The organism is Acuticoccus kandeliae, assembly GCF_003073115.1.
Genome location: NZ_QBBV01000002.1, coordinates 111076 through 134071, shown reverse-complemented (window position 1 = coordinate 134071; position 22996 = coordinate 111076). Strand labels below are relative to the sequence as shown.

The 22996-nt window shown below is 69.3% G+C and carries 19 protein-coding genes; 12 read left to right on the top strand and 7 right to left on the bottom strand.

The genetic code is table 11. From position 1 onward, the window contains the following. The first annotated feature begins 77 nt into the window (after positions 1–77). Entirely contained in the window at positions 78–1016 is a 939-nt protein-coding gene (locus DBV35_RS13295; protein ID WP_157961723.1) for a 1-phosphofructokinase family hexose kinase, read from the top strand. Between the two features lie 32 nt (positions 1017–1048). Beyond that, positions 1049–2035, top strand: a complete 987-nt coding sequence (locus tag DBV35_RS13290) for a 2-hydroxyacid dehydrogenase (RefSeq protein WP_108660814.1) — start codon at positions 1049–1051, stop codon at positions 2033–2035. Between the two features lie 15 nt (positions 2036–2050). Here the strand turns inward: DBV35_RS13290 and DBV35_RS13285 are convergent, their stop codons facing one another. Next, positions 2051–4777: a cation-translocating P-type ATPase gene (locus DBV35_RS13285; RefSeq protein ID WP_108660813.1), complete on the bottom strand. Its 2727-nt coding sequence runs from the start codon at positions 4775–4777 to the stop codon at positions 2051–2053. Between the two features lie 235 nt (positions 4778–5012). Between DBV35_RS13285 and DBV35_RS13280 the strand changes: the two genes are divergently transcribed. Then, positions 5013–5891: a universal stress protein gene (locus DBV35_RS13280; protein WP_108660812.1), complete on the top strand. Its 879-nt coding sequence runs from the start codon at positions 5013–5015 to the stop codon at positions 5889–5891. 3 nt (positions 5892–5894) lie between these two features. On the opposite strand, the gene DBV35_RS13275 is transcribed toward DBV35_RS13280, so the two are convergent. The 3 genes from DBV35_RS13275 to DBV35_RS13265 form a co-directional block, all read right to left on the bottom strand. Beyond that, the gene (locus tag DBV35_RS13275) at positions 5895–7400 is read right to left on the bottom strand and encodes a bifunctional aminoglycoside phosphotransferase/ATP-binding protein (RefSeq protein WP_108660811.1); all 1506 of its coding nucleotides are present in this window, start codon (positions 7398–7400) and stop codon (positions 5895–5897) included. A gap of 100 nt (positions 7401–7500) precedes the next feature. Beyond that, positions 7501–8478, bottom strand: a complete 978-nt coding sequence (locus DBV35_RS13270; protein ID WP_108661933.1) for a GlxA family transcriptional regulator — start codon at positions 8476–8478, stop codon at positions 7501–7503. Between the two features lie 13 nt (positions 8479–8491). Continuing rightward, positions 8492–9835, bottom strand: coding sequence for an NAD(P)/FAD-dependent oxidoreductase (locus tag DBV35_RS13265; RefSeq protein WP_108660810.1), 1344 nt, complete (start codon positions 9833–9835; stop codon positions 8492–8494). Positions 9836–10125: 290 nt separating this feature from the next. Between DBV35_RS13265 and DBV35_RS13260 the strand changes: the two genes are divergently transcribed. The 9 genes from DBV35_RS13260 (at position 10126) to DBV35_RS13220 (ending at position 20141) form a co-directional block, all read left to right on the top strand. Next, entirely contained in the window at positions 10126–11679 is a 1554-nt protein-coding gene (locus DBV35_RS13260) for an ABC transporter ATP-binding protein (RefSeq protein ID WP_108660809.1), read from the top strand. Then, positions 11669–12775: an ABC transporter permease gene (locus DBV35_RS13255; RefSeq protein ID WP_108660808.1), complete on the top strand. Its 1107-nt coding sequence runs from the start codon at positions 11669–11671 to the stop codon at positions 12773–12775. Before DBV35_RS13260 ends, DBV35_RS13255 begins: the two co-directional genes overlap by 11 nt. Next, on the top strand, positions 12772–13686 hold the full coding sequence (locus DBV35_RS13250; protein ID WP_108660807.1) for an ABC transporter permease: 915 nt from the start codon (positions 12772–12774) through the stop codon (positions 13684–13686). Before DBV35_RS13255 ends, DBV35_RS13250 begins: the two co-directional genes overlap by 4 nt. A gap of 100 nt (positions 13687–13786) precedes the next feature. Continuing rightward, positions 13787–14851 carry a BMP family ABC transporter substrate-binding protein gene (locus tag DBV35_RS13245; RefSeq protein WP_108660806.1) on the top strand — a complete coding sequence of 355 codons (1065 nt, stop codon included), beginning with the start codon at positions 13787–13789 and terminating at the stop codon, positions 14849–14851. 185 nt (positions 14852–15036) lie between these two features. Then, positions 15037–16221: an ectoine hydrolase DoeA gene (gene doeA, locus DBV35_RS13240; protein ID WP_108660805.1), complete on the top strand. Its 1185-nt coding sequence runs from the start codon at positions 15037–15039 to the stop codon at positions 16219–16221. 2 nt (positions 16222–16223) lie between these two features. Next, entirely contained in the window at positions 16224–17402 is a 1179-nt protein-coding gene (gene argE / locus DBV35_RS13235; protein ID WP_108660804.1) for an acetylornithine deacetylase, read from the top strand. Between the two features lie 133 nt (positions 17403–17535). Then, the gene (locus DBV35_RS13230; RefSeq protein ID WP_157961722.1) at positions 17536–18360 is read left to right on the top strand and encodes a DUF2927 domain-containing protein; all 825 of its coding nucleotides are present in this window, start codon (positions 17536–17538) and stop codon (positions 18358–18360) included. A gap of 143 nt (positions 18361–18503) precedes the next feature. Continuing rightward, entirely contained in the window at positions 18504–19286 is a 783-nt protein-coding gene (locus DBV35_RS13225) for a L,D-transpeptidase (protein ID WP_245943953.1), read from the top strand. A gap of 174 nt (positions 19287–19460) precedes the next feature. Continuing rightward, a complete protein-coding gene (locus tag DBV35_RS13220) occupies positions 19461–20141 on the top strand; it encodes a Crp/Fnr family transcriptional regulator (RefSeq protein WP_108660802.1) in 681 nt (226 codons plus the stop codon). 10 nt (positions 20142–20151) lie between these two features. Here DBV35_RS13220 and DBV35_RS13215 read toward each other — a convergent pair whose 3' ends face one another. The 3 genes from DBV35_RS13215 to DBV35_RS13205 all read right to left on the bottom strand — a co-directional run bounded on the left by DBV35_RS13215 (position 20152) and on the right by DBV35_RS13205 (position 22952). Then, positions 20152–21813, bottom strand: coding sequence for a cisplatin damage response ATP-dependent DNA ligase (locus tag DBV35_RS13215; protein ID WP_108660801.1), 1662 nt, complete (start codon positions 21811–21813; stop codon positions 20152–20154). A gap of 100 nt (positions 21814–21913) precedes the next feature. Beyond that, positions 21914–22270: a hypothetical protein gene (locus tag DBV35_RS13210; protein ID WP_108660800.1), complete on the bottom strand. Its 357-nt coding sequence runs from the start codon at positions 22268–22270 to the stop codon at positions 21914–21916. Positions 22271–22592: 322 nt separating this feature from the next. Continuing rightward, complete coding sequence (locus DBV35_RS13205) at positions 22593–22952, bottom strand: hypothetical protein (protein WP_108660799.1); 360 nt, start codon at positions 22950–22952, stop codon at positions 22593–22595. Positions 22953–22996 lie beyond the last annotated feature (44 nt).

The window sequence follows — 22996 nt, the reverse complement described above, 5'->3', positions numbered from 1 at the left end:
GACGGGACGCGCGCGACGCACTATGTGAACGGATGCCGGCAATCGCCCCGGCCTCGAAAGTCCAGGGAAGCGTACACGTGGCATCTGTCGCAACGATCACGATGAACCCAGCGGTCGACATCTCCACCAGCACCAAGACCGTCGTCCCAACCCGAAAGCTGCGGTGCGAGGAGCCGACGGTCCAGGCCGGCGGCGGCGGCATCAACGTCGCCCGCGTGGTGAAGCGCTTCGGCCTCGACCCCGTCGCGATCGTGGCGACGGGCGGCTCGAACGGGATCCGCCTGGTCGCGGCGGTGGAGGCGGAGGCGATCGTGGTGAAGGCGGTGCCCGTCTCCGGCATGACGCGGGAAAGCTTCACCGTCACCGACCGCACGACCCACGACCAGTTCCGCTTCGTCCTGCCGGGGCCGGTGATGCACGCCGAGGAGGCGGCGGCGATTTTCGCCGCGCTCGACGAGCTTGCGCCGCGGCCCGACTATGTCGTCCTCAGCGGCAGCCTGCCGCCGGGGATCTCGCCGGGCTCCTGCCTCAAGGTCGGCGCGCAGGTGACGGCGATGGGCGCGCGCCTCATCGCCGACGGTCCGGGCGAGATGCTGACGGCCTGCCAGCACGCCTATCTGGTGAAGCCGAACGAGGTGGAACTCGAGGCCTATGTCGGGCGTCCGCTCCCCGATCTCGCCGCGCAGGCGATGGCCGCCCGCGCCATGATCGCGGCCGGCGTCGCCGAGAATGTCCTCGTCTCGCTCGGCGAGAAGGGGGCGCTTCTCGTCGCCACCGAGGGTGTGTTTCACTATCGCGCACCAGCGGTGGAGCTTGTGAGCGCCGTGGGGGCGGGGGACTCGATGGTCGGCGGCATCGTCGCGGGCCTCGCGACGGGGCAGAGCCTCGTCGACGCGGTCGCGCAGGGCACGGCGGCGGGGGCGGCGGCGATCCTCACCCCGCACACCGAGCTCAGCCGGATCGAGGACATCGAACGGCTGCGACCCGCGGTCACCGTGGAGCGTCTCGACCTCTAACGCGCGGCGCGGGGAAACCAGGCGAGGGCATCATGAAGATCACCGTCTTCAGCACGAAAGCCTACGACCGGGATTTTCTGGAGGCGGAGGCCTCGCGCCACGCCCTCACCTTCGTCGAAACGGGACTCGACCGGACGACGACGGCCCTTGCGGCCGGGGCGGAGGCGGTCTGCGTCTTCGTGAACGACGCGCTCGACGCGCCGGTGATCGAGGCGCTCGCCGCGATGGGCGTGAAGCTGATCCTCCTGCGCTGCGCGGGGTACAACAATGTCGACCTGCGCGCGGCACAGAAGAACGGTATCGCCGTCGCCCGCGTGCCGGCCTACTCACCCTACGCCGTCGCCGAGCACACGGTCGCGATGATCCTCGCCCTCAACCGCAAGCTCTATCGCGCCTACAACCGCGTGCGCGAAGGCAATTTCGCGCTCGACGGCCTTCTCGGCTTCGACCTTCACGGCAAGACGGTCGGCATCGTCGGCACCGGGCAGATCGGCACGGTGCTCGCCCACATCATGCTCGGCTTCGGCTGCCGCGTCCTCGCGAACGATCTGTTCGAGAACAAGGCGCTCGTCGCGGCGGGCGTGCGCTACGAGCCGCTCGACACGCTGCTCGCCGAGAGCCACATCGTCTCGCTCCACTGTCCGCTGACGCCGGACACCCATCACATGATCGACGACGACGCGGTGAAGCTGCTGCGCCGCGGCGCGATGCTCATCAACACGAGCCGCGGCGCCCTCGTCGACACGCGCGCGGTGATCGCGGCGCTGAAGTCTGAGAAGATCGGTGCGCTCGGTCTCGATGTGTATGAAGAAGAGGCGCATCTCTTCTTCGAAAACCTTTCCAACAAGGTGATCCGCGACGATGTCTTCGCGCGACTGCTCACCTTCCCCAACGTCCTCATCACCGGCCACCAGGCCTTCTTCACGCACGAGGCGCTAACGGCGATCGCGCAGACGACGCTCGCGAACGCCGACGATTTCGAGGCGACCGGCGCGCCGCGCTTCCCGGTCCACGCCTGAGGGAGACGGCCGGGTTCAGGCCCGCGCCGGCGCCCTGATGCGCCCACCCGCGAGGCGGCGGATCCACTTCTCCGCCTCCAGGATGAGGAGCAGCGCGACGCCGAGCGAAATGACGAGGAGCCCGTCCTCCAGCGACACCGGGCGCGTGTCGAACACCAGCTGGAGCGGCCTGAAGTAGGTGAAGGCGAACTGCGCGACGACGGTGATCGCGACTCCGATCAGCACCGCCCGCGTTCCGAGGACGCCGACCCAGCTCAGCGAGGTGAGGTGCAGGTAGCGCACCGAGAAGAGATAGAAGATCTCCATCACCACGATGAGGTTCACCGACAGCGTGCGCGAGTAGGCGATCTCGTCCCCGCGCCCCATCGAGTGGAAGAAGATCCCGAACGTCCCGGCTGCCATCAGCACCGAGACGAGCACGACGCGCCAGATCATCTCCATGTCGAGGAGGGAGGCGTTCCGCGCCCGCGGCGGGCGGTCCATGATGGAGGCCTCGGGCGGCTCGAAGGCGAGCGTCAGGCCGAGCGCGATGGCGGTGACGAGGTTGATCCAGAGGATCTGCAGCGCCGTGATCGGCAGCACCAGCCCGGCGAGGATCGCGCCGACGATGATGAGCGACTCGCCGCCATTCGTCGGCAGCGTCCAGCTGATCACCTTCTTGATGTTGTCGTAGATCGCGCGGCCCTCGCGGATCGCGGCGACGATGGTCGCGAAATTGTCGTCGGCGAGGACCATGCGCGAGGCGTCCTTGGCCGCGTCCGTCCCCTTCCGGCCCATCGCGACGCCGACATCGGCGCGCTTGAGGGCGGGGGCGTCGTTCACCCCGTCGCCGGTCATGACGACGACGTTCCCCTCCGCCTGGAAGGCCTCCACGAGGCGCAGCTTGTGCTCCGGTGCGGCGCGGGCGAACACGTCGACCGCGTTCGCGGCGTTGCGCAGCTCCGCGTCGCTCAACGTGTCGATCTCGTTGCCCGTCAGCGCCCCGCGCGCCGTGTCGATGCCGAGCTGGTCGGCTATGGCGACGGCGGTCGCGGCGTGGTCGCCGGTGATCATCTTCACGTCGATCCCGGCCTTGATCGCCTCGCCGACGGCGACGATCGCCTCCGGTCGCGGCGGGTCGGTGAAGCCGACGAGGCCGAGGAGGGTGAAGCCGCCTTCCATGTCCTCCGGCGCGACGCGTCCGTCGGTGCCGAGCGTCTTCTCGGCGAAGGCGAGGACGCGCTCGCCCTCGGCGGCGAGGCGCTCCATCTGCCGGTTCCAGCCCGCCGCGTCGACCGGGCCGACGCCGTCCGCCGTCGCCTGGTCGGCGCACATGGTGAGGAGGCGGTCGAGCGCGCCCTTGAGGACGAGGCGGTTGCAGTCGGCGTCCGCGTTCAGCGTCGCCATGTAGCGGTTCACCGCGTCGAACGGCACCTCGTCGATGCGCGGGGCCGCGTGGCGCATCATCTCCGCGTCGTCCCCCGCCTTGTGGGCGAGCGAGATCAGCGCGCCTTCGAGCGGGTCGCCCGCGATCTCCCAACGCCCGTCCGGCCCCTCGTGAAGGTGGGCGTCGTTGCACAGGATGCCGGCGCGGATCAGCCGCCGCGCGCCGTCGGTGAGCGTGCCGCGCACCTCGCCGACGGGCTCGTAGCCGGTGCCGGTGACCTCGATCGGCGGGGCGACGGGGTCGGCGACCAGCGAGCGGGCGACCATCTCGTTCATGGTGAGCGTGCCCGTCTTGTCGGTGCAGATCACCGAGACGGCGCCGAGCGTCTCGACGGCGGTGAGGCGGCGCACCGTGGCGTTCCGGCTCGCCATGCGCTGGACGCCGAGCGCCATGGTGATGGTGATGACGGCGGGCAGGCCCTCGGGGATCGCCGCCACCGCCATGCCGACCATGGCGAGAAAGGCGTCGTCGATCTGATAGTCGCGGAAGGCGACGGCGATCGCGAACACCACCACCGTGACCGACAGGATCACGAGGGTCAGCCATTTCGCGAAGCGGTTGATCTGTTCGAGGAGCGGCGTCGTCAGCTCGTCGATCTCGCCGAGCATCGCGCCGATGCGGCCGATCTCGGCCCGCTGCCCCGTCTCTACGACGACGCCGACACCGCGCCCCGAGGTAACGAGCGTGCCGGAGAAGGCGAGGGAGGCGCGGTCGCCGAGCGCGCAATCCTCGGCGACGGGGGCGACCTCCTTCACCACCGTCATCGCCTCGCCGGTGAGTGCGGCCTCCTGCGTGCTCAGCCCCCGCGCCTCGAGGAGGCGGATGTCGGCCGGAATGCGCGCGCCCGGCTCCAGGATGACGATGTCGCCCGGCACGAGATCGGCGGCCGAGATCGATTTGCGCGCCCGGCCGCGGATCACGTCCGCATGGTCGGAGAGCATGTTCTTGACCGAGGCGAGCGCGTCCTCCGCCTTCCCCTCCTGCCAGTAGCCGACGATCGCGTTGAGGATGACGACGACGAGGATGACGATCGAATCCGTCAGGTGGCCGAGGAGGATCGTGACCGCCGCGGCAATGAGAAGCACGTAGATGAGGAGGTTGTTGAACTGCGCGGCGAGGCGGGCGAGGCGGCTCCGGCGCGGGGCCGAGGGCAGGCTGTTCGGCCCGTACCGGCCCCGCCGCTCCGCGATCTCCTCGTCCGTGAGCCCGTGCCGCGTGGTGTCGAGCCGGTCGAGCACGTCGTCCCCCGGCATGGCGTGCCAGGCGATGCGGGCGCTGTCGGCGGCGGCTGCGGCGGTCGGGTCACGTCCATTCATTCCGGAAGGCTCGCTGCGAGGTGGGCGTCGGATTGGAAAACGGCAACGGTCGTGCGCCCGGAGGCGAACCGAGAGGTTCGGACACCGGGGGCCGCACGGTCATCGCCGGCCAATGCAAAACTGACATGAAAGTTCTATAAAGGGCGGAAGATCAGCGCGCTTGACCAAGGTCAACACACCGAGGCGCAAGTTGGCGCACCTAGGCACGATAGGGACGGAAAGCGGAGCGACGGCGATGGCGATGAAGTCAATCGTATGTCTCGTGATCGGGTTCGATCACGAACAGACGGCGGTCGAGACCGCCATTCACCTGGCGAAGGTCAACGCGGCTGAGCTGCGGATCATCCACGTGTCCTTCCCGGTCTATTCGTATTCGGGCTTCTTCGGCGAAGCGATCATGGTCGGCGGCGGCTGGGACGGGATCGTCGAGAAGCAGGCCGAGTCGCGGCTGCGGCACGCGCGCGAGATGTCGAAGCGCCTGTGCGCCAAGCACGGCCTTCCCCACAACGAGGCCGAGCCCCGCATCGGCGAGGCGCACGCGGCCTTCTCGGTCCTCGAGAACCGCTCGAACGGTGACCTCGTGCGCGAGATGAGCCTTTGCGATCTCCTGGTGATCGGCGCCGAGAAGGGCGCGTCGGACGTGTCCGACAACTCGATCTCCGGCCTCGCCCTCTTCTCCACCGGCCGCCCGCTCCTCATCGTCCGCCCGAAGGCGGACGGGGTGGAGCCGGCCTGGGCCGGCCGCAAGTGCGCGCTCGCCTGGACGCACAGCCCCGAGGCGATCCGCGCCGTCCTCTCCGCGCGTGACCTCATGGAGAACGCCGAGGAGGTCCACGTCCTCGTCACCGCCGACCGGAACCGTCCGCTCGATGCGCACGAGAACACGGTGGTCATGGACTATCTCGCCCAGCACGGCGTGAAGGCGACCATCCACGCGGTGGACCGCGAGGGGATGAGCCCGGCCGAAGCCGTGCTCGGCCAGGTCCGCGCCCTCGGTTGCGACTTCCTCATCATGGGCGCGTACGGCCACAGCGTCTTCCGCGAGATGCTGTTCGGCGGCTTCACCTCCTACATGATGGAAGAAGCCGAGATGCCGATCGTCCTCGCCCACTGAGGCTTATCGGTCGAGCGCCGCCTTCGCGGCGGCGACGACCGCCTCAGGTGACCCGCCAGCCGGGACCACCGTCCAGCGCATCGCCCCCGTCTCCACCGTCGCCTGCGCGGCGACGACGCGCGCGTCCGCGTCCGACACGTCGTTCGCCCGCGCCGTGACGCGGCTCGCGAGGAGGTCGGTCGCTGCCTCCAGCCACAGACCCTCGAACGGCACGCCCCATGCGGCGGCGGCCGCGCCGACGGCGTCCCGCGCCGCCTCGCCGAGGAAGGTCGCGTCGAGGATGACGGGCCAGCCCGCCCGCACCGCCCGGCGCGCGTCCACCAGCATCCGCCGATAGATCGCCGCGCGGGCCTCAGCCGTATAGGCGCTCTCGGGCAGCTTCTCGTGCGGGGCCGTGCCGGCGAGGTGCTTGCGGATCGCGTCGGAGCGGATGACCACGGCGCCGATGAGGGGGGCGAGGCCGCGCGCGACGGTGGACTTGCCGGTCCCCGAGCGGCCGCCGATCGCGATGAGGCGCGGCCGGTGGCCGGCCGCGAGCACCGCCCCCGCCGCGGCGAGATAGGGGGCCGGGTCGCGCCCCTTCATCACCCCCACGAGCGCGCGCACCATGTGCCGGTTCGACAGGAAGAGGGGCAGCACGGCAAGGCCCGCGTAGTCCCGCGTCGCCTCCAGATAGCGCGACAGGAGGCGCGAGGAGAGGTCGGCCCGGCCGCGGAAGGAGAGGTCGATCAGCGCGAAGGCGACGTCGTAGAGGACGTCGATCGTCGCGAGATCCTCGTCGAACTCGATCGCGTCGAACAGGGTGGGCGCGCCCTCCCACAGGCAGATGTTCGAAAGGTGCAGGTCCGCGTGGCACCGGCGCACGAAGCCGTGCCGGGCGCGCCGGTCGAGCCGCGCCGCCTCGCGGGCGAGGGTGTCGCGCGCCTTTGCGTCCCACGCGTCGAGCGCGGCGCGGTCGGCGGGATCGGAAAGGTGCGGGGCGATGTCGTCGCGAAGCTGGGTGCAGAGCGCTGTCACGCGGTCGACCTGGTCGCGCACGCGCACGATCTCCGCTTCGCGGTGCATGGCGGCGATCCTGAGGGCGAGCGCGTCGATGAGGTCGCCGTCGAGTGTGCCCGCCTCCACCATCATGTCGAACTGGGATCGGGTGTCGAACCGCTTCATGTCGACCACCCAGTCGACGATCTCGCCCGCCCCCTCGATCGCGTAGGACGCGCCGTCGAAATGGACGGGCCGCGCGGCGGTGTAGAGGGCCGGGGCGAAGCGGCGGTTCACGTCGATCTCCTGCCGGCAATAGGCCTCGCGCGCGGCGAGGGGGGCGTAGTCGACGAAGGGCAGCGTGCGGGCGCGCTTCAGCTTGAGGACGCGGCCCGGCAGCAGGAACACGCGCGACAGGTGGGTCGTGATCGGCGGCTCCGTCGCGAGCGAGGCGAGATAGGCGACGATCGGGGCCTGTGCCTCCTCGCTCGCGTCGGCGCGCGCGGCGTCCTCGGTCGGATGGTCCGGCATGGCCCTCCCTCTTGGTCGGCGGCGGCCTGGTCCGGCCCCGCCCCGGACATACAGGAAAAGCAGCGGACGGATCGCCCCGTGCGACAGGCTGACGCCCGCCTCAGACCTGCCGCCGCTCGTCGGACGGGTTGTTGCCGAAGGACGCGCGATAGGCCTGGGCGAAATGGGACTGGGACAGGAAGCCCGTCGCAAGCGCCACGTCGAGGACCGAGGCGTCGGTCATGCGCAGAAGCTCGCGGGCGCGGAAGAGGCGGAGGCGGATATAGTAGGCGGTTGGCGTCGTCTCGACATGGCGGCGGAAGAGGCGCTCCATCTGGCGCACCGAGAGCCCCGCCTCGTCGGCGAGGGTCTTGGCGCTGAGCGGCGCTTCGAGATTGCCGGCCATCCGGCGGATGATTCGCGCGACAGGCTCCGGCTTGCCGACGAGGTCCGGCTCGCCGGCCGGCCGCTGGCGATCCGCGCTCGACCGGATCCGCTCGTGCTGGACCATGTTCGCCATGCGCCGCGCGACCTCGACGCCATGATCGATCCGCACCATCGCCGCGACGAGGTCGATGGAGGCGGTGCCGCCGGCGGAGGTGAAGCGGTTGCGGTCGATCTCGAAGGGGGCCTCCGTCACGTCGATCTCGGGATAGGCGGCGACGAAGGCGGCGCGGCTCTCCCAGTGGATCGTGGCGCGATACCCGTCGAGGAGCTTCGCCGCGCCGAGGAGCCAGGCCCCGGTCGCGATCGCGCCGATGCTCTCGCCCTGGCGCGCGCGGCGGCGCAGATGCGCGATGATCTCCGCCTGCTCCGGCGGCTCCACGATGAGGCCGGAACACATCATCGCAAGGTCCGCCGGCCCCATGTCCGCGATCGCGATGTGCGGGTTGATTGTGAGGCCGCCCGAGGAGGTGACGGGCGCGCCGGTGAGCGTCGCGAGGCGGACATTGTAGGCCGTCCGGTCGAGGACGCGGTTCACCGAGCGCAGCGGCTCCGTGAACGAGGCGAGGCTGAGGAGCGAGAAGCCGTCGACGAGGATGACGAGGATGTCGCGCGTCACCGCGCGTCCCTTCGCCTCTTCGATCGTCGCCGTCATCGCCATCGCCGTCTCAGCTCCAGGGAAAGGGGCTGTGGGAGACGGGGTGGAGGTCGCCCGTCGCGAAGCGGGCGAAGCGGAAGGGGGAGAGGAGCGCGCTCGCCTCCCCGAGGATCTCCCGCGCGACGAGCTGGCCGACGCCGATCATCTTGTAGCCGTGATTGGAGTCGGCGATGACCGTGACGTTCTGGCGGAAGCGGTCGAACACGGGGAAGGAATCCGGCGTGAAGCAGCCGAGCCCGCCCGAAGGCTCGCGGCAGTAGAGATGCGCCTTCCCGGCGAAGCGCTTGTGGCAATGGGCGAGCGCGGAGGCCCACATGTGCGCGAACTCGGGCGAGGACACGAAGACCGGCGAGGCGGGGCCGTAGGGATCGAGCACCACGGCGTCGACGTCGCCCTCCACCGCATAGGGCGAGGCGCCGCCCTGGACGCCGCCGAAGTGCGGGTCGGGCTTGTAGTAGATGCCCCACATCTCCTCGGTGATGAGGGAGCCGTCGACATCGCTGGTGAGCGGCGCGTCGCTGTCGACGTGGAGGACGGGTGGGCGGCCGCCATCGTTCGTGGCAAGGAGGTCGACCGGAACCCGCAGGACGCCCTCCTCGAGCTGCCAGAAGCGCCACATCGGCACGTCCTCGTGCCGGACGCCGTCGCGGTCGACGACGGTGATCGCTTTCGGCAGGTCGAGCATCGACCACAGGTCCCGCACCCACGGGCCGACGGCGACGACGACCTCGCCGCACTCGATCCGGCCGCGGTCGGTTTCGACGGCGGTGATCGCCTCCGAATTGTGCCCGGACTCGAAGCCGGTGACGGTCGGGCCGGTCAGGATGCGTACGCCCTCCGCCTCGGCCATCCCGGCGAGCCCATAAATGGCGGCGGCGTTGTGGGCGAAGCCGCCCCGCTTCTCGTGGAGGACGGAGGTGATGCCCTTCGCCTGCCAATCGTCGAAGAGGCCGCGCATGTAGCGCATCGAGTCCGCCTCGCCCTCGACGAAGACGCTCTCGTACCCGATCGCCTTCTGTTCGGCGTAGATCGAGGCGACGTCCGCGTGCATCGCCTCGGGGCTGATCTGCATGTAGCCGACGGGGTTGTAGTGGAGCGCCTCCCGGTCGGCCTCCCAGAGATCGACCGAATGGGCCATCAGCTCGCGCATCGCGGGCTGGAAATAGTTGTTGCGCACGACGCCGCACGCGATGCCGGAAGCGCCCGCCGCGATGCCGCCCTTGTCGATGACGAGAATGTCCGACCCGCTGCCCTTCCCGGCGGCCTTCAGGCCGCGGGCGAGGTGGAGCGCGGTGGAGAGGCCATGGATGCCGGCCCCGATGATGACGAAGCGTGCCGCGGTCGGGAATGCCATCGATCACTCCTTAGCCGTTGAACCACAACCTCTGTGGCTTCTGGGCTGGCCGTGGTATCGAAAAAGCGACTCGTCTCAACGTTAATGCGACATCGCCTGTCACAATCTCCATGCGAGCGGCACAGGATCCGTCTCCCCGGCGGAAGGATCCGGCGCGGGGCGGTCACCATGCGCAAATGGCGGGCCGAACGGGGCGGGGAAAAAATAACTCAAAACGAAAATGAAGAAGTGACGGGTGGCATGAAACTCGCTTAGTTTTTGGGCATGGATCGCCGCAAAAGAGCAGATGTGTGAACAGCGACCCTCTTCTGGAAACGCGAGGGCTCACGAAGATATTCGGCGCGCTCAGAGCGTGCGACGGCATCTCCATCACCTTGCACAAAGGTGAGATCGTCGCCCTTCTCGGCGAGAACGGGGCGGGCAAGTCGACGCTCGTGAAGCAGCTCTTCGGCGCCCTGCAACCCGACGAAGGTGAGATCCTCTGGGAGGGGAAGCCGGTCGTGATGACCGAGCCCGCGGTCGCGCGGCATCTCGGCATCGGGATGGTCCATCAGCATTTTTCTCTCTTCGAGGCGTTCACCGCGGCCGAGAATATCGCCCTCGGCCTGCCGGACGAGCCGATCAAGGGCCTCGCCGAGCGGGCGCGGGAGACGAGCCGGGCCTACGGCCTGCCGCTCGACCCGCACGCCCTCGTCGCCGACCTCTCCGTCGGCGAGCGGCAGCGCATCGAGATCGTGCGCTGCCTCCTGCAGAACCCGACCCTCGTCATCATGGACGAGCCGACCTCGGTGCTGACCCCGCAGGAGGTCGACCGCCTCTTCGTCACGCTGCGCAAATTGAAGGCGGAGGGCCGCACGGTCCTCTACATCTCGCACAAGCTGGAGGAGGTGCGGGCGCTCTGCGACCGCGCCATCGTGATGCGCGCCGGCAAGCTCGTCGCCGAGGCCGATCCGAAGGTCGAGACCGCGGCCTCGCTCGCGGCGGCGATGGTGGGCGGCGAGGTGCCGATCGTGCGTCCGCGCGAGTCCTCCGGCAGCGAGTCGACGCCCGCCCTCGTGGTGAGCGGCCTCAGCCACCCGTCCGACCATCAGTTCGGCGTCTCGCTCGCCGACATCGCCCTCACCGTGCGCGCGGGCGAGGTCGTCGGCGTCGCCGGGATGGCGGGGAATGGACAGGCCGAATTCTTCGACTGCATCTCCGGCGAGACGAGGGCGCGCTCGGGCAGCGTCTCGATCTTCGGCGTTCCCGCCGAGCGGCTCGACATCGACGCGCGCCGTCGCCTCGGCGCCGCCTTCGTGCCGGAGGAGCGGCTCGGCCACGGCGCGGTGCCGGGCTTCGACCTCGCCGAGAACGTGATCCTGTCGCGCCACCAGCGCACCGACGGCATTCTCGGTCCGGCCGGCTTCCTGCGCCGCGGCGTGGCGCGCAAGACGATGCGCCGCGTGATCGAGCGCATGGACGTGCGCTCCTCGGGCGGCAACCCGCCCGCGCGCGCCCTCTCGGGCGGCAACCTCCAGAAATTCGTCGTCGGGCGCGAGCTCGACAGCGCGCCGCGCCTCCTCCTCATCAACCAGCCGACATGGGGCGTCGATGCGGGCGCGGCGGCCAATATCCGCCAGTCGCTCATCGACCTCGCCGCATCGGGGGCCGGCGTCCTCGTCATCAGCCAGGACCTCGACGAGCTGTTCGAGATCGCGGACCGGATCGCGGTGATCGCGGGCGGACGCCTCAGCCCGGCGCGGCCCGCCGGGCAGATGACGCGCGAATCGATCGGCATCCTGATGGGCGGCGTCCACGAGCCGGCCGGCGAGACCGCCACGGGAGGCGCTGCCCTTGCGCATTGAGCTCGAACGCCGCCCGCGCGTCGTCTGGTGGGCGGACCTCCTCGCCCCGCTGATCGCGCTCGCGATCACCGTCCTCATCGGGGCGGTCCTGTTCGCGGCGCTCGGCCATCCGCCGCTCGCCGCCCTCTACGCCTATTTCATCGAGCCGCTGTCGGAATTCTGGTCTCTGCACGAGCTCGCGATCAAGGCCGCGCCCCTCATCATCGTCGCCGTCGGCCTCTCGGTCTGCTTCCGCTCCAACAACTGGAATATCGGGGCGGAGGGGCAGTTCATCGCGGGGGCGATCCTTGCCTCGGCCCTCCCGATCGCGTGGCCGACCGCCGCCGGGCCGTGGGTGCTGCCCGCGATGCTGATCCTCGGCATGATCGGCGGCGCGCTCTGGGCCGCGATCCCGGCCTTCCTCAAGAACCGCTTCGGCACCAACGAGATCCTCGTCTCGCTAATGCTCGTCTATGTCGCGAGCCTCCTTCTCGACTGGCTGGTGCGCGGTCCCTTCCGCAACCCGGAAGGCTACAACTTCCCCGAATCGCGCAACTTCCAGCCCGACGCGGTCATCCCCGAGCTGATCACGATGGGCCCCTATGGCGGCCGGGCGAATTACGGCATCGTCATCGCCATCATCGTCGCGATCGTCACATGGGCGATCCTGGCGCGCACGCTGAAGGGGTTCGAGATCACCGTCACCGGCGCGAGCCCGCGCGCCGCGCGCTTCGCGGGCTTCGACGCGAAGACGACCACGATGTTCGCCTTCCTCTTCTGCGGCGCGCTCGCCGGGCTCGCGGGCACCATCGAGGTGTCCGGCGCGATCGGCCAGCTCCGCCCGGTGATCAGCCCCGGCTACGGCTTCACCGCGATCATCGTCGCCTTCCTCGGGCGCCTCAATCCGCTCGCGATCATCGTCGCCGGCTTCGTCCTCGCCCTCTCCTATCTCGGCGGGGAGGCGGCGCAGATCTCGCTCGGCCTCACCGACAAGATCACGAGTATCTTCCAGGGCGTCCTCCTCTTCGCCGTGCTCGCGAGCGACACGCTCGTGCGCTATCGCGTCCATTTCGGCCGAACGGCGCGTTCGCCGAGCCCTCACAGAGCCGCGCCATGATCGAGGCGATCCTTCTCAGCGTCATCACCGCGGCGACGCCGCTCCTCATCGCCGCGCTCGGCGAGCTGGTCGCGGAGCGTTCCGGCGTCCTCAATCTCGGCGTCGAGGGCATGATGGTCGTCGGCGCGGTGGCGGCCTTCGCCGTCGCCAAGGAGACGGGGTCGCCCTATGCGGGGATCGTCGCGGCCGGGGTGGTCGGCGCGATGATGGCGGGGCTCTTCGCGATCCTCGCCATCTGGTTCGTCACCAACCAGGTCGCGACCGGGCTCGCCCTCACCCTCTTCGGCCTCGGCGTCGCGGGCATGATCGGCGAGGCCTATGTCGGCATCCCCGGCATCTCGCTCGGCCACTGGACCATTCCGGGCCTCTCCGAGATCCCGGTCGTCGGCCGCGTCCTCTTCGACCAGGACCCGCTCTTCTACCTCTCGATCGTGCTGACGGTCGGGGTGTGGTGGTTCCTCTTCCAGAGCCGTGCGGGGCTGCGCCTGCGCGCCGTCGGCGACCGGCCGGAGGCGGCGCACGCGCTCGGCCTCCACGTCAACCGCGTGCGCACCATGGCCGTGCTCTTCGGCGGGGTCTGTGCCGGGATCGCGGGCGCGCAGCTCACCCTCGCCTACACCCCGCAATGGGTGGAGGACATCACGGCCGGGCGCGGCTGGATCGCCCTCGCCCTCGTCGTCTTCGCGAGCTGGCGGCCGGCCCGCATCCTCGCCGGCGCCTATCTCTTCGGGGCGGTGACGATCGCGCAATTCCACGTCCAGGCCATCGGCGTGAACGTGCCCTCGCAGCTCCTCTCCTCGCTCCCCTATCTGGCGACGATCCTCGTTCTCGTCCTCATCGCGAGCAACCGCCGCTTCACCCGAGTGAACACGCCGGCCGCGCTCGGCCAGCCCTTCGTCCCCGACCGTTGACGACGCATCCGGGCCGCCCCATCCCCTCGCGCAAATCCGCGCGATGGTTTACGCAAAACTCTTTCTTCACGCGCCGCACGCACCTTGAAGGATCTGGTGAATGAAACGATTGGCAACCTCCCTGGCTATCCTCCTGCTCGCCGCCGGCACCGCCGCCGCGCAGGACAAGACCAAGGCTTGCTTCATCTATGTCGGGCCGATCGGCGATTTCGGCTGGTCCTACCAGCACGAGCAGGGCCGCCTTCAGGTCGAGAAGGAGCTCGGCGATCAGGTCGAGACCGCGTACCTCGAATCCGTGCCCGAGGGCGGTGACGCCGAGCGCGCGATCGAGCGCTTCGCCCGCTCCGGCTGCGACATCATCTTCACCACCTCGTTCGGCTACATGGACGCGACGAACAAGGTCGCCGGGCGCTTCCCCGACGTGAAGTTCGAGCACGCGACGGGCTACAAGCGCGAGCACCCGAACGTGTCGACCTACAACTCCAAATTCTACCAGGGCCGCTACGTGTCCGGGCAGATCGCGGCCGAGGTCAGCAAGAGCGGGCAGGCCGGCTACATCGCCTCCTTCCCGATCCCGGAAGTCGTGCGCGGCATCAACGCGTTTCTTCTCGGCGCGCGCTCGGTCAATCCGGAATTCGGCCTGAAGATCGTCTGGGTGAACTCCTGGTTCGATCCGGGCCGCGAGGCGGACGCCGCGAAGGCGCTCCTTGACCAGGGCGTCGACATCCTGACCCAGCACACCGATTCCACCGCCCCGATGCAGGTCGCGGCCGAACGCGGCGCGTTCGCCTTCGGCCAGGCGTCCGACCAGATCGCCTTCGGCCCGAAGACGCAGCTCTCCGCGATCGTCGACGACTGGGGCCCGTACTACGTGGAGCGCGTGAAGGCGGTGATCGACGGCACCTGGGCTCAGTCCGACACCTGGCACGGCTTCGCCGAGGGCAACGTCGCGATGGCGCCCTTCACCAACATGCCGGACGCGGTCGCGACGCACGCGCAGGAGACGGTCGACGCGATCAAGTCGGGCGCGCTCGAGCCCTTCACCGGCCCGATCAACAAGCAGGACGGCTCGGTCTGGCTGGAAGAGGGCCAGAAGGCGAGCGAGGGCGAACTTCTCGGCCTCAACTTCTACATCGAAGGCATCGACGGCTCGCTGCCGAAGTGACCGCGCGGCGGGGCGAGCCCGCCGCCATCGCATCATGATGAAGGCCCGCCATGTGCGGGCCTTTTTTCGTGGGGCGACCAGCCGCGCGCCTCGCCGTCCGCCGTCCGCCGCTTGAAGCCGCCGGACAGGAAGGCGATGCTGGCGGCGTGGCGCCCGCGCGCCGCCCTGCAGATGGAGGTCCGTTCGTGCCGGCACTCGAGACGCCCTTTACCGCCGCCGAGTATCAGCGCCGCCTCGCCAAGGTGCGCGTGGCCATGGAGGCGGAGGGGATCGACCTCCTCTTCGTCGAGGATCCGTCCAACATGGCCTGGCTCACCGGCTATGACGGCTGGTCCTTCTACGTGCACCAAGGCGTGCTCGTCTTCCTCGACGAGGATCCGATCTGGTGGGGGCGGGGGCAGGATTCCAACGGCGCGGTCCGCACCTGCTGGATGAGCGACGACCGGGTCGCCTGGTATCCGGACCATTTCGTCCAGTCGCGCACCTGCCATCCGATGGAGATGCTCGCCGCGATGATCCGCGATCGCGGCTATGGCGCGAAGCGGATCGGGCTCGAGCTCGAAAACTACTATTTCTCCGCGAAGGCCTACCTCGTCCTGGAGCGGGAGCTGCCGGACGCCGTGCTTGTCGACGCGACGGCGCTCGTGAACTGGCAGCGCGCGGTGAAGAGCGACGAGGAGATCGTCTTCATGCGCAAGGCCGCGCGCATCTCAGAGGCGATCGTCGACCACATCGTCGAGCGCGTGGAGCCGGGCGTGCGCAAGTCCGAGCTCGTCGCCGAGATCTACGGGAAGGCCCTCACCGGAAACGACGAGGATTGGGGCGACTATCCCGCCATCGTGCCGCTCCTGCCGAGCGGGTCGGACGCGGCGGCCCCGCACCTCACCTGGGACGGGCGCACCTTCGCGACGGGGGCGGCGACCTTCTTCGAGATCGCCGGCTGCTATCGCCGCTATCACGCCCCCTTCTGCCGCACGGTCTTCCTCGGCACGCCGCCGCAGTCGATGCGCGACGCGGAGGCGGCCCTCGTCGAGGGGCTGGAGGCCGGGCTCGACGCTGCCCGCGCGGGCAACACGGCGGCCGACATCGCGCGCGCCCTCGCCCTTCCGCTGGAGCGGGCGGGCATCGACCGCGCGGCGCGCGCAGGCTACCCGATCGGCCTCTCCTATCCGCCGGACTGGGGCGAGCGGACCATCTCGATCCGCATGGAGGACACGACGGTCCTCGAACCCGGCATGACCTTCCACTTCATGCCCGGCCTCTGGATGAAGGATTGGGGGCTGGAAATCACCGAGAGCATCCTCATCCGCGAGGAGGGGCCGGCCGAGTGCCTGTGCAACCGGCCGCGCAAATTGTTCGTGAAGGACTGAGCGTGAGCGACCTCGACGAGACCATCGCCATCCTCGCTGATCTCGTCGCCTTCCCGACGGTCTCTGCCGAATCGAACCTTGCCCTCATCGACTATGCGGCCGAGCGGCTCGGGAGCCTCGGCGCGCGGCTCGCGGTCACCCGCAGCGCGGACGGCGCGAAGGCCAACCTTTTCGCGACGCTGGGGCCGGAACGCAGCGGCGGGATCGTTCTGTCGGGCCACACCGACGTCGTGCCCGTCGAAGCGGCGGCCTGGACCTCGCCCCCTTTCCTTCTGCGCGAGGCGGACGGCCGCCTCTATGGCCGCGGCACGTGCGACATGAAGGGCTTCATCGCCGCCGCGCTCGCCCTCGCACCCTTCTTCGCCGCCCTCCCGCTCGCCCGGCCCGTCCACTTCGCCTTCACCTATGACGAGGAGGTCGGCTGCATGGGCGCGCGCCAGCTCTGCGAGGTGCTGGCCGCGCAGGAGGTCCGCCCGGCCGCCGCGATCATCGGCGAGCCGACGATGATGCGCGTCATCGAGGGGCACAAAGGCTGTTGCGACTACACGACCCGCTTCCACGGGCTGAGCGGACACGGCTCGAACCCCGCGGGCGGCGTCAACGCGGTGGAGATGGCGGTGCACTACGTCGCCCGCCTCCTCGAGGTGGGCGAGGCGCTGAAGACGCGCGCGCCGAAGAACAGCCGCTTCGTCCCGCCTTACACGACCGTCCAGGCCGGGCGGTTCGATGGCGGGACCGCGCGCAACGTGATCGCGGCCCATTGCGCCGTCGACTGGGAGATGCGCCCCGTCCAGTTTTCCGACCAGGTCTATGTGAAGGCCGCGATGGACCGCTATTGCGAGGAGACGCTGCTGCCCGCCATGCGCGCCGTCCACCCGGATTCCGGGATCGCGACGGAGATCGTCGGCGAGGTCGCGGGGCTGGAGCCAGCCGAGGACAATCTCGCGCGTGATCTGGCGCTCGCCCTCACCGGCGCAAACACGACCGACGTCGTCGCCTTCGGCACCGAGGCCGGCCTCTTCCAGGCGATCGGCGTCTCGGCGGTGGTCTGCGGGCCGGGATCGATCGAGCAGGCGCACACGGTGGACGAGTTCATCGCCCGCGATCAGGTCGCCCAGGCCCTCGACATGCTGCGCGGCCTCGCGCCATTTCTGACGGCGACGGGAACCGAGCCGGGTTGAGAGCGCATTTTTCTGTCATAAGTTCTGCACCAGCAGAACACTTTATGTTCCGCGAAGCCGCACCTTGTGCGACGATTTTCCTTCGGGCGCGCTGTGGCGGATGGGCGATGATTGCGGACCGGGACGGGCATTCATGAGGGCGGGCTGGCGTCTTCGGCGCACGCTCGGGCGCGCCTTGCGCGCCACCTTCGTGACGGCCGCGCTCGCGTTCGGCACACTCGGCGCGGGGCCGGCATTGGCGCAGACCGTGCCCTTCACCGACCAGGAGCTGACGGACGGCTTCGTCCTCACCGTGTTCGGCTCTGAAACCGACGTTGCCGGCGCGCGGCCTGGGTCGCGGATCGTCAAGAAGTTCACCGGCCCGGTCACCTTCCACATCGTCTCCACCTCCCTCGTCGACCGCGTGGAGACGACGCGCGCCTTCGTGGAACAGCTCGGCGCGACGATCCAGAATCTCGACCTCGCCGAGGTGGCGAGCGTCGAGGACGCGGACATGGTGATCTTCCTCGTCGACCGCGCCAACTATCGCGAGACCATCCGCGAGACGGTGTGGCCGGGTGTCGACGGCGCCTTCCTGGAAGAGAACGCGTGCTCGGCGGTGATCGCCTCGCGGCCGACCGGGATCGAGCGGGCGCACGTCTATCTCGTCGCGGACGAAGGCTTCCTCGGCCTCTCCCACTGCATGGTCGAGGAGATCGCGCAAAGTCTTGGGCCCGCGAACGACAGCCCGTTGCTGAAGGACAGCATCTTCAACGACGAGTCGGACCTCAACGTCTTCGGTCTGTTCGACTGGTTCCTGCTCAACATGCTTTACGATTCGCGCATTGTGGCCGGAATGAGCGAGGCGGAGGCGCGCGACGTGCTGCCCGCCGTGATCGCCGATGTGCGGGCGCTCGTCACCGAACTTTTCCAGGGTGGCGGCGCGTTTCTGGCCCAGCGAAGGCAGGTGATGCGTTAAGCGCGTGCTAACCATGCGCGCAGGAACGTGATCAATTCTTTTTCCGCGAGCACTTGCAGCGCTTCGGTCAAGCCTCAAATTGCACCATAATCCAGGGAGCAGTCACACCTGATGTGACCAGTTTTTGTGGGAATTGGGGCCGGATGTCCAAAGTCGTAAAACTTTCGTTGCGGGCCTCGATCGGGGTCGCACTTCTCGTGACTTCCGTCAGCGCCGCGTCCGCGTTCAACACGGATCGCGCCGCCTGGCTGAACTACCTTCAGGAACAGCGGAAGGCACAGATGGCCGAGCGCGGCAACGTGCCGACCGGCTCGCGCCAGAATGCCGGCGTGCAGACGGGCCGCGTGCAGACGAGCCGCGCCCTGCCGCGCGGCGTGCTGCCCGCGACGCAGATCCCGGGCGCGATCGTGCAGCCGGCCCCGCAGGGCGCCGCCGCGGCGCCGCGCACGGCCTCCACCAGCCCCGCCTCGCGCCAGATCGACCCGCGCTATCTGCCGGCGGACGTGCCGTACCAGAGCAAGTACAAGCCCGGCACGATCGTGATCGACACCGAGGAGAAGTATCTCTACCTCGTCAACGGGAACGGCATGGCCCGCCGCTACGGTGTCGGCGTCGGCCGTCCGGGCTTCCAGTGGGCGGGCACCCACCGCGTCTCGCTGAAGCGTGAGTGGCCGGGCTGGACGCCGCCGCCGCAGATGCGCAAGCGCCAGCCGGAGCTGCCGGCCTTCATGGAAGGCGGCCCGAACAACCCGCTCGGCGCCCGCGCCATGTATCTCGGCAACACGCTCTACCGCATCCACGGATCCAACGCGCCCTGGACGATCGGCCACGAGGTCTCCTCCGGCTGCATTCGTATGCGCAACGAGGACGTCACCGAGCTCTACGACATGGTGAAGATCGGCACCCAGGTCGTCGTCGTCCGCTGACAAATTCCGACGGCGCCGCGGAACGCGCGCGACGTCTCATCTTTGGCACCGCCCGTTTTTCTTGAAACGGGCGGTGCTCTCGTGTTCAGTAGGCCGTTACGAAAGCAAAGGTGGCCCTGGCGTCCGGCAATAGCCCGGCCGGCGCAGCAATAAAAAATGGGGGGAGGCGCGCGCATGAACCCTCAACTTCTCTCTCAGAGCATCGCACTCGACGGTCTGCCGACCGAACTCGCCGAAGAACTGATCAAGGTGGCGCGCACGCGGCCGGTGAAGGCCGGCGTCGCCGTGTTCGAGGCGGGCGACCCGGCGGACGGGTTCTACGCGCTCCTCGAAGGCTCGCTCCGCGTGATCCTGCGCGGGGAGGACGGCGAGCAGGTGCTGGCGCTCCTGTCGCCCGGCGCGATCTTCGGCGAGATGGCCCTCTTCGACGGGGAGCCGCGCTCGGCCTCCATCGTCGCCTCGAAGCCCTCCCGCGTCGCCTTCTTCGACAAGGGCGCGGTGTTCCGCTTCGCCGACGACAACCCCGCCGTCTACCGCCACATGCTGTGCATCGTCGGCCGTCGCCTCAGGGCCTCGAACGCCTCGCTCGCCGCGCGCTCGCTTCTGCCGCTCACCGGCCGCGTCGCGCAAACGATGCTCCACCTCTCCGACCTCTTCGGCAAGACGGTCGGCAACGAGCGCATCCTCGTCCATCACAAGATCAGCCAGGCCGACCTCGCCGCGATGGTGGGGGCGGCGCGCGAGAATGTGAGCCGCGTCCTCAACGACTGGAAGCGCGAGGGGCATATTAGCCGGATCTCCGGCTATTATTGCATCGAGGACCCGGCGGCGCTGCGCGCGCTCGCCTCGATCTGACCGCCGCCGGTCAGGCCGGAAGCAGGCGGTTCAGCGCGTCGAGATGGTCCGCCTCGCGGGGCGGCTTGTCCCAGCGCAGGCGCGCGATCCGGGGAAAGCGCATCGCGACGCCGGACTTGTGCCGGGTCGAGCGCTGGAGCCCCTCGAACGCCACCTCCAGGACGAGTCCCTCCTCGGCCTTGTGCACCACCTCGCGGACCGGGCCGAAGCGATTGATCGTGTTGTTGCGCACGAACTTGTCGATCGCCTTCAGCTCCTCGTCGGTGAAGCCGAAATAGGCCTTGCCGACGGGGACGAGACCGTCCGCCCCGTCGACCCCGCTCCAGACCCCGAACGTGTAGTCCGAATAGAAGGACGAGCGCTTGCCCGAGCCGCGCTGGGCGTACATCAGCACCGCGTCGATGGTGAACGGGTCGCGCTTCCACTTGAACCACGGCCCCTTCGGCCGACCCGGCACATAGGCGCTGTCGAGCCGCTTCAGCATCACGCCCTCGACAGCGGCCGCGTCGTCGCCCGCGCCGGCGGAGGCCGGATCCTCGCGCGCCGCCGCGACATCGGCCCAGTTCGCGAACGGGACAGTCGGCGAAAGGTCGAACATCGGCCCGGTCGCGGCGACGAAGGCCTCGAGCCGGGCGCGCCGCTCGGCGAAGGGGAGGGGGCGCAGATCCTCGCTGCCGTCGTGGAGGAGATCGTAGACGCGCACGCGCGGCGGGAATTCGCGCAGGAGCTTCGGCCCGACCGACTTCCGGTTCAGCCGCTGCTGCAGGACGTTGAACGACTCCACCATGTCGTCCCGCACGATCAGGAGCTCGCCGTCGAGCGCGCCCTCGAAATCGACCCCGGCGACGACATCGGGGAAGGCGCCGGAGATGTCCTCGCCGGTGCGCGAATAGAGGCGGACGACGCGGCGGTCCTTCTCGTCGCGCCCGGCCGAGACCTGGATGCGGATCCCGTCCCACTTCCATTCCGCCGCGAAGAGGCTCGGATCCTGGGTCCGCTCCAGCTCGTCGAGATCGGTCGCGGTCGCGAGCATCGGCGGGCGGAAGGGGGCGGGGTCGATGGTGGCGGGCTTCGGCCCCCGCCCTTCGAGCCAGGCGAACAGCGCCTCATAGGGCGGGCGCAGGCCGTGCCAGACCTCCTCCACCGCGTTCGGCTCGGCACCGCCGAGGCGGGCGACGGCCGTCTTGGCGAGGCGCGCGCTGACGCCGACCCGCAGCGACCCGGTGATGAGCTTCAGGAGCGCCCAGCGCCCGATCTCGTCGAGATGGTCGAGCCACTCGGCGAGCTGGGCGGGGAGGGCGGCCTTGCCCATCGTCTGCAGCGTCTCGATCACCTCCGAAAGGCGCGGGCTCATCGGCGGATCGTTGTGGCCGATGAGGGAAGGGTGCTCCGGCCGCGGGCGGCGCGGCCACATCAGCGCGACCGTCTCCGAAAGGTCGCCCACATAGTCGCGCGACCAGGCGAAGAGGATCGGGTCGGTCCGTTCCGCGATGAGGGCGCGGATGATGCCGGGCTTGGCGTTCTGGAAGGACAGCGAGTCGGTGAGGGCGGCGAGCGCGTAGCCGCGCTCGGGGTCGGGCGCGGCGCGGAAATAGGCCTCCATCAGCGCGAGCTTCCCGTTGCGGCGCGGCTCGTAGCTCAAGCGGTCGAGGAGGAGGGCGAAGGCCTGCATCGGGAAAGAATTAGGCAGCGCTCTCGGGAAATGACAGGTGCGGCAACGAAGAAAGCCGCCCGGTCGGGGCGGCTCGCTTTCTCATCGGTGAGGGGCCCGCTCAGTAGCAGACCTTCTCCTTGTGCATCACGTAGTGACCGCGGCGCGGGTTCCAGACGCGAACCTTCTCGATGTAGCAGTCGCGCTGGTAGACGCGGCGGTGGCCGTGGCCGCCGTAATAGCCGCGGTTGTTGTTGCCGGAGGCGACCGCTGCGCCCAGCGCGAAGGCGCCGAGGCCGATGATGGCGGCGCCCGCTGCGTTGCGGCCGCGGTTGCCGACGGTCTCGATGCCGGCGGCGTCGGTCTGGATCTCGGCCTTCGCGAAGCCGTTGAAGGGGGCCGCGGAGGCGGCGTTCGGGACGAGGGCGGCCATCGCGATCGTGAGCGCGGTGGTGGCGGCGATGATCTGGTTCTTCATGGTCGTCTCTCCTGCTCTCTGATGTTTGCTTCGGCTCTCCCGCCGACACACCGAAGATGGCGACGCCCTCAGAACCCGCACGTGACCCCGATCACAACGCGCGCGTTTGGAAATTCGTCTGCTTAAACAGACGCTTGGTGTGCGCTGCATCACATTTCTCGGCCACGACCACGGCCACGCCCGCTCCCCGGACCGAACCCGATGCCTCGATCCACTCGCCGAGATCGCTGCACCGCGTGAAGGCCTCGACGCCGCAGCCGGCGGCCTGAAACGAAGAAAGCCGCCCGGTTGGGCGGCTCGCTTTCTCCTCGGTGCGGTCGGCTCAGTAGCAGACCTTCTCCTTGTGCATCACGTAGTGACCGCGGCGCGGGTTCCAGACGCGAACCTTCTCGATGTAGCAGTCGCGCTGGTAGACGCGGCGGTGACCGTGATCTTGGCCGCGATAGCCGCGGTTGTTGCCGGAGGCGACCGCTGCGCCCAGCGCGAAGGCGCCGAGGCCGATAATGGCCGCGCCGGCGGCGGCGTTGCGGCCGCGGTTGCCGACGGTCTCGATGCCGGTCGCGTCGGTCTGGATCTCGGCCTTGGCGAGGCCGTTGAAGGGAGCCGCGGAGGCGGCGTTCGGGACGAGGGCGGCCATCGCGATCGTGAGCGCGGTGGTGGCGGCGATGATCTGGTTCTTCATGGTCGTCTCTCCTGCTCTCTGATGTTTGCTTCGGCTCTCCCGCC

Coding starts and splice junctions, on each gene's coding strand:
- DBV35_RS13220 (WP_108660802.1), top strand. CDS start 19,461: ATGAACCCTCAACTTCTCTCTCAGAGCATCGCACTCGACGGTCTGCCG.
- DBV35_RS13245 (WP_108660806.1), top strand. CDS start 13,787: ATGAAACGATTGGCAACCTCCCTGGCTATCCTCCTGCTCGCCGCCGGC.
- DBV35_RS13215 (WP_108660801.1), bottom strand. CDS start 21,813: ATGCAGGCCTTCGCCCTCCTCCTCGACCGCTTGAGCTACGAGCCGCGC.
- DBV35_RS13280 (WP_108660812.1), top strand. CDS start 5,013: ATGGCGATGAAGTCAATCGTATGTCTCGTGATCGGGTTCGATCACGAA.
- DBV35_RS13230 (WP_157961722.1), top strand. CDS start 17,536: ATGAGGGCGGGCTGGCGTCTTCGGCGCACGCTCGGGCGCGCCTTGCGC.
- DBV35_RS13275 (WP_108660811.1), bottom strand. CDS start 7,400: ATGCCGGACCATCCGACCGAGGACGCCGCGCGCGCCGACGCGAGCGAG.
- DBV35_RS13290 (WP_108660814.1), top strand. CDS start 1,049: ATGAAGATCACCGTCTTCAGCACGAAAGCCTACGACCGGGATTTTCTG.
- DBV35_RS13210 (WP_108660800.1), bottom strand. CDS start 22,270: ATGAAGAACCAGATCATCGCCGCCACCACCGCGCTCACGATCGCGATG.
- DBV35_RS13270 (WP_108661933.1), bottom strand. CDS start 8,478: ATGACGGCGACGATCGAAGAGGCGAAGGGACGCGCGGTGACGCGCGAC.
- DBV35_RS13250 (WP_108660807.1), top strand. CDS start 12,772: ATGATCGAGGCGATCCTTCTCAGCGTCATCACCGCGGCGACGCCGCTC.
- DBV35_RS13205 (WP_108660799.1), bottom strand. CDS start 22,952: ATGAAGAACCAGATCATCGCCGCCACCACCGCGCTCACGATCGCGATG.
- DBV35_RS13225 (WP_245943953.1), top strand. CDS start 18,504: ATGTCCAAAGTCGTAAAACTTTCGTTGCGGGCCTCGATCGGGGTCGCA.
- DBV35_RS13265 (WP_108660810.1), bottom strand. CDS start 9,835: ATGGCATTCCCGACCGCGGCACGCTTCGTCATCATCGGGGCCGGCATC.
- DBV35_RS13285 (WP_108660813.1), bottom strand. CDS start 4,777: ATGAATGGACGTGACCCGACCGCCGCAGCCGCCGCCGACAGCGCCCGC.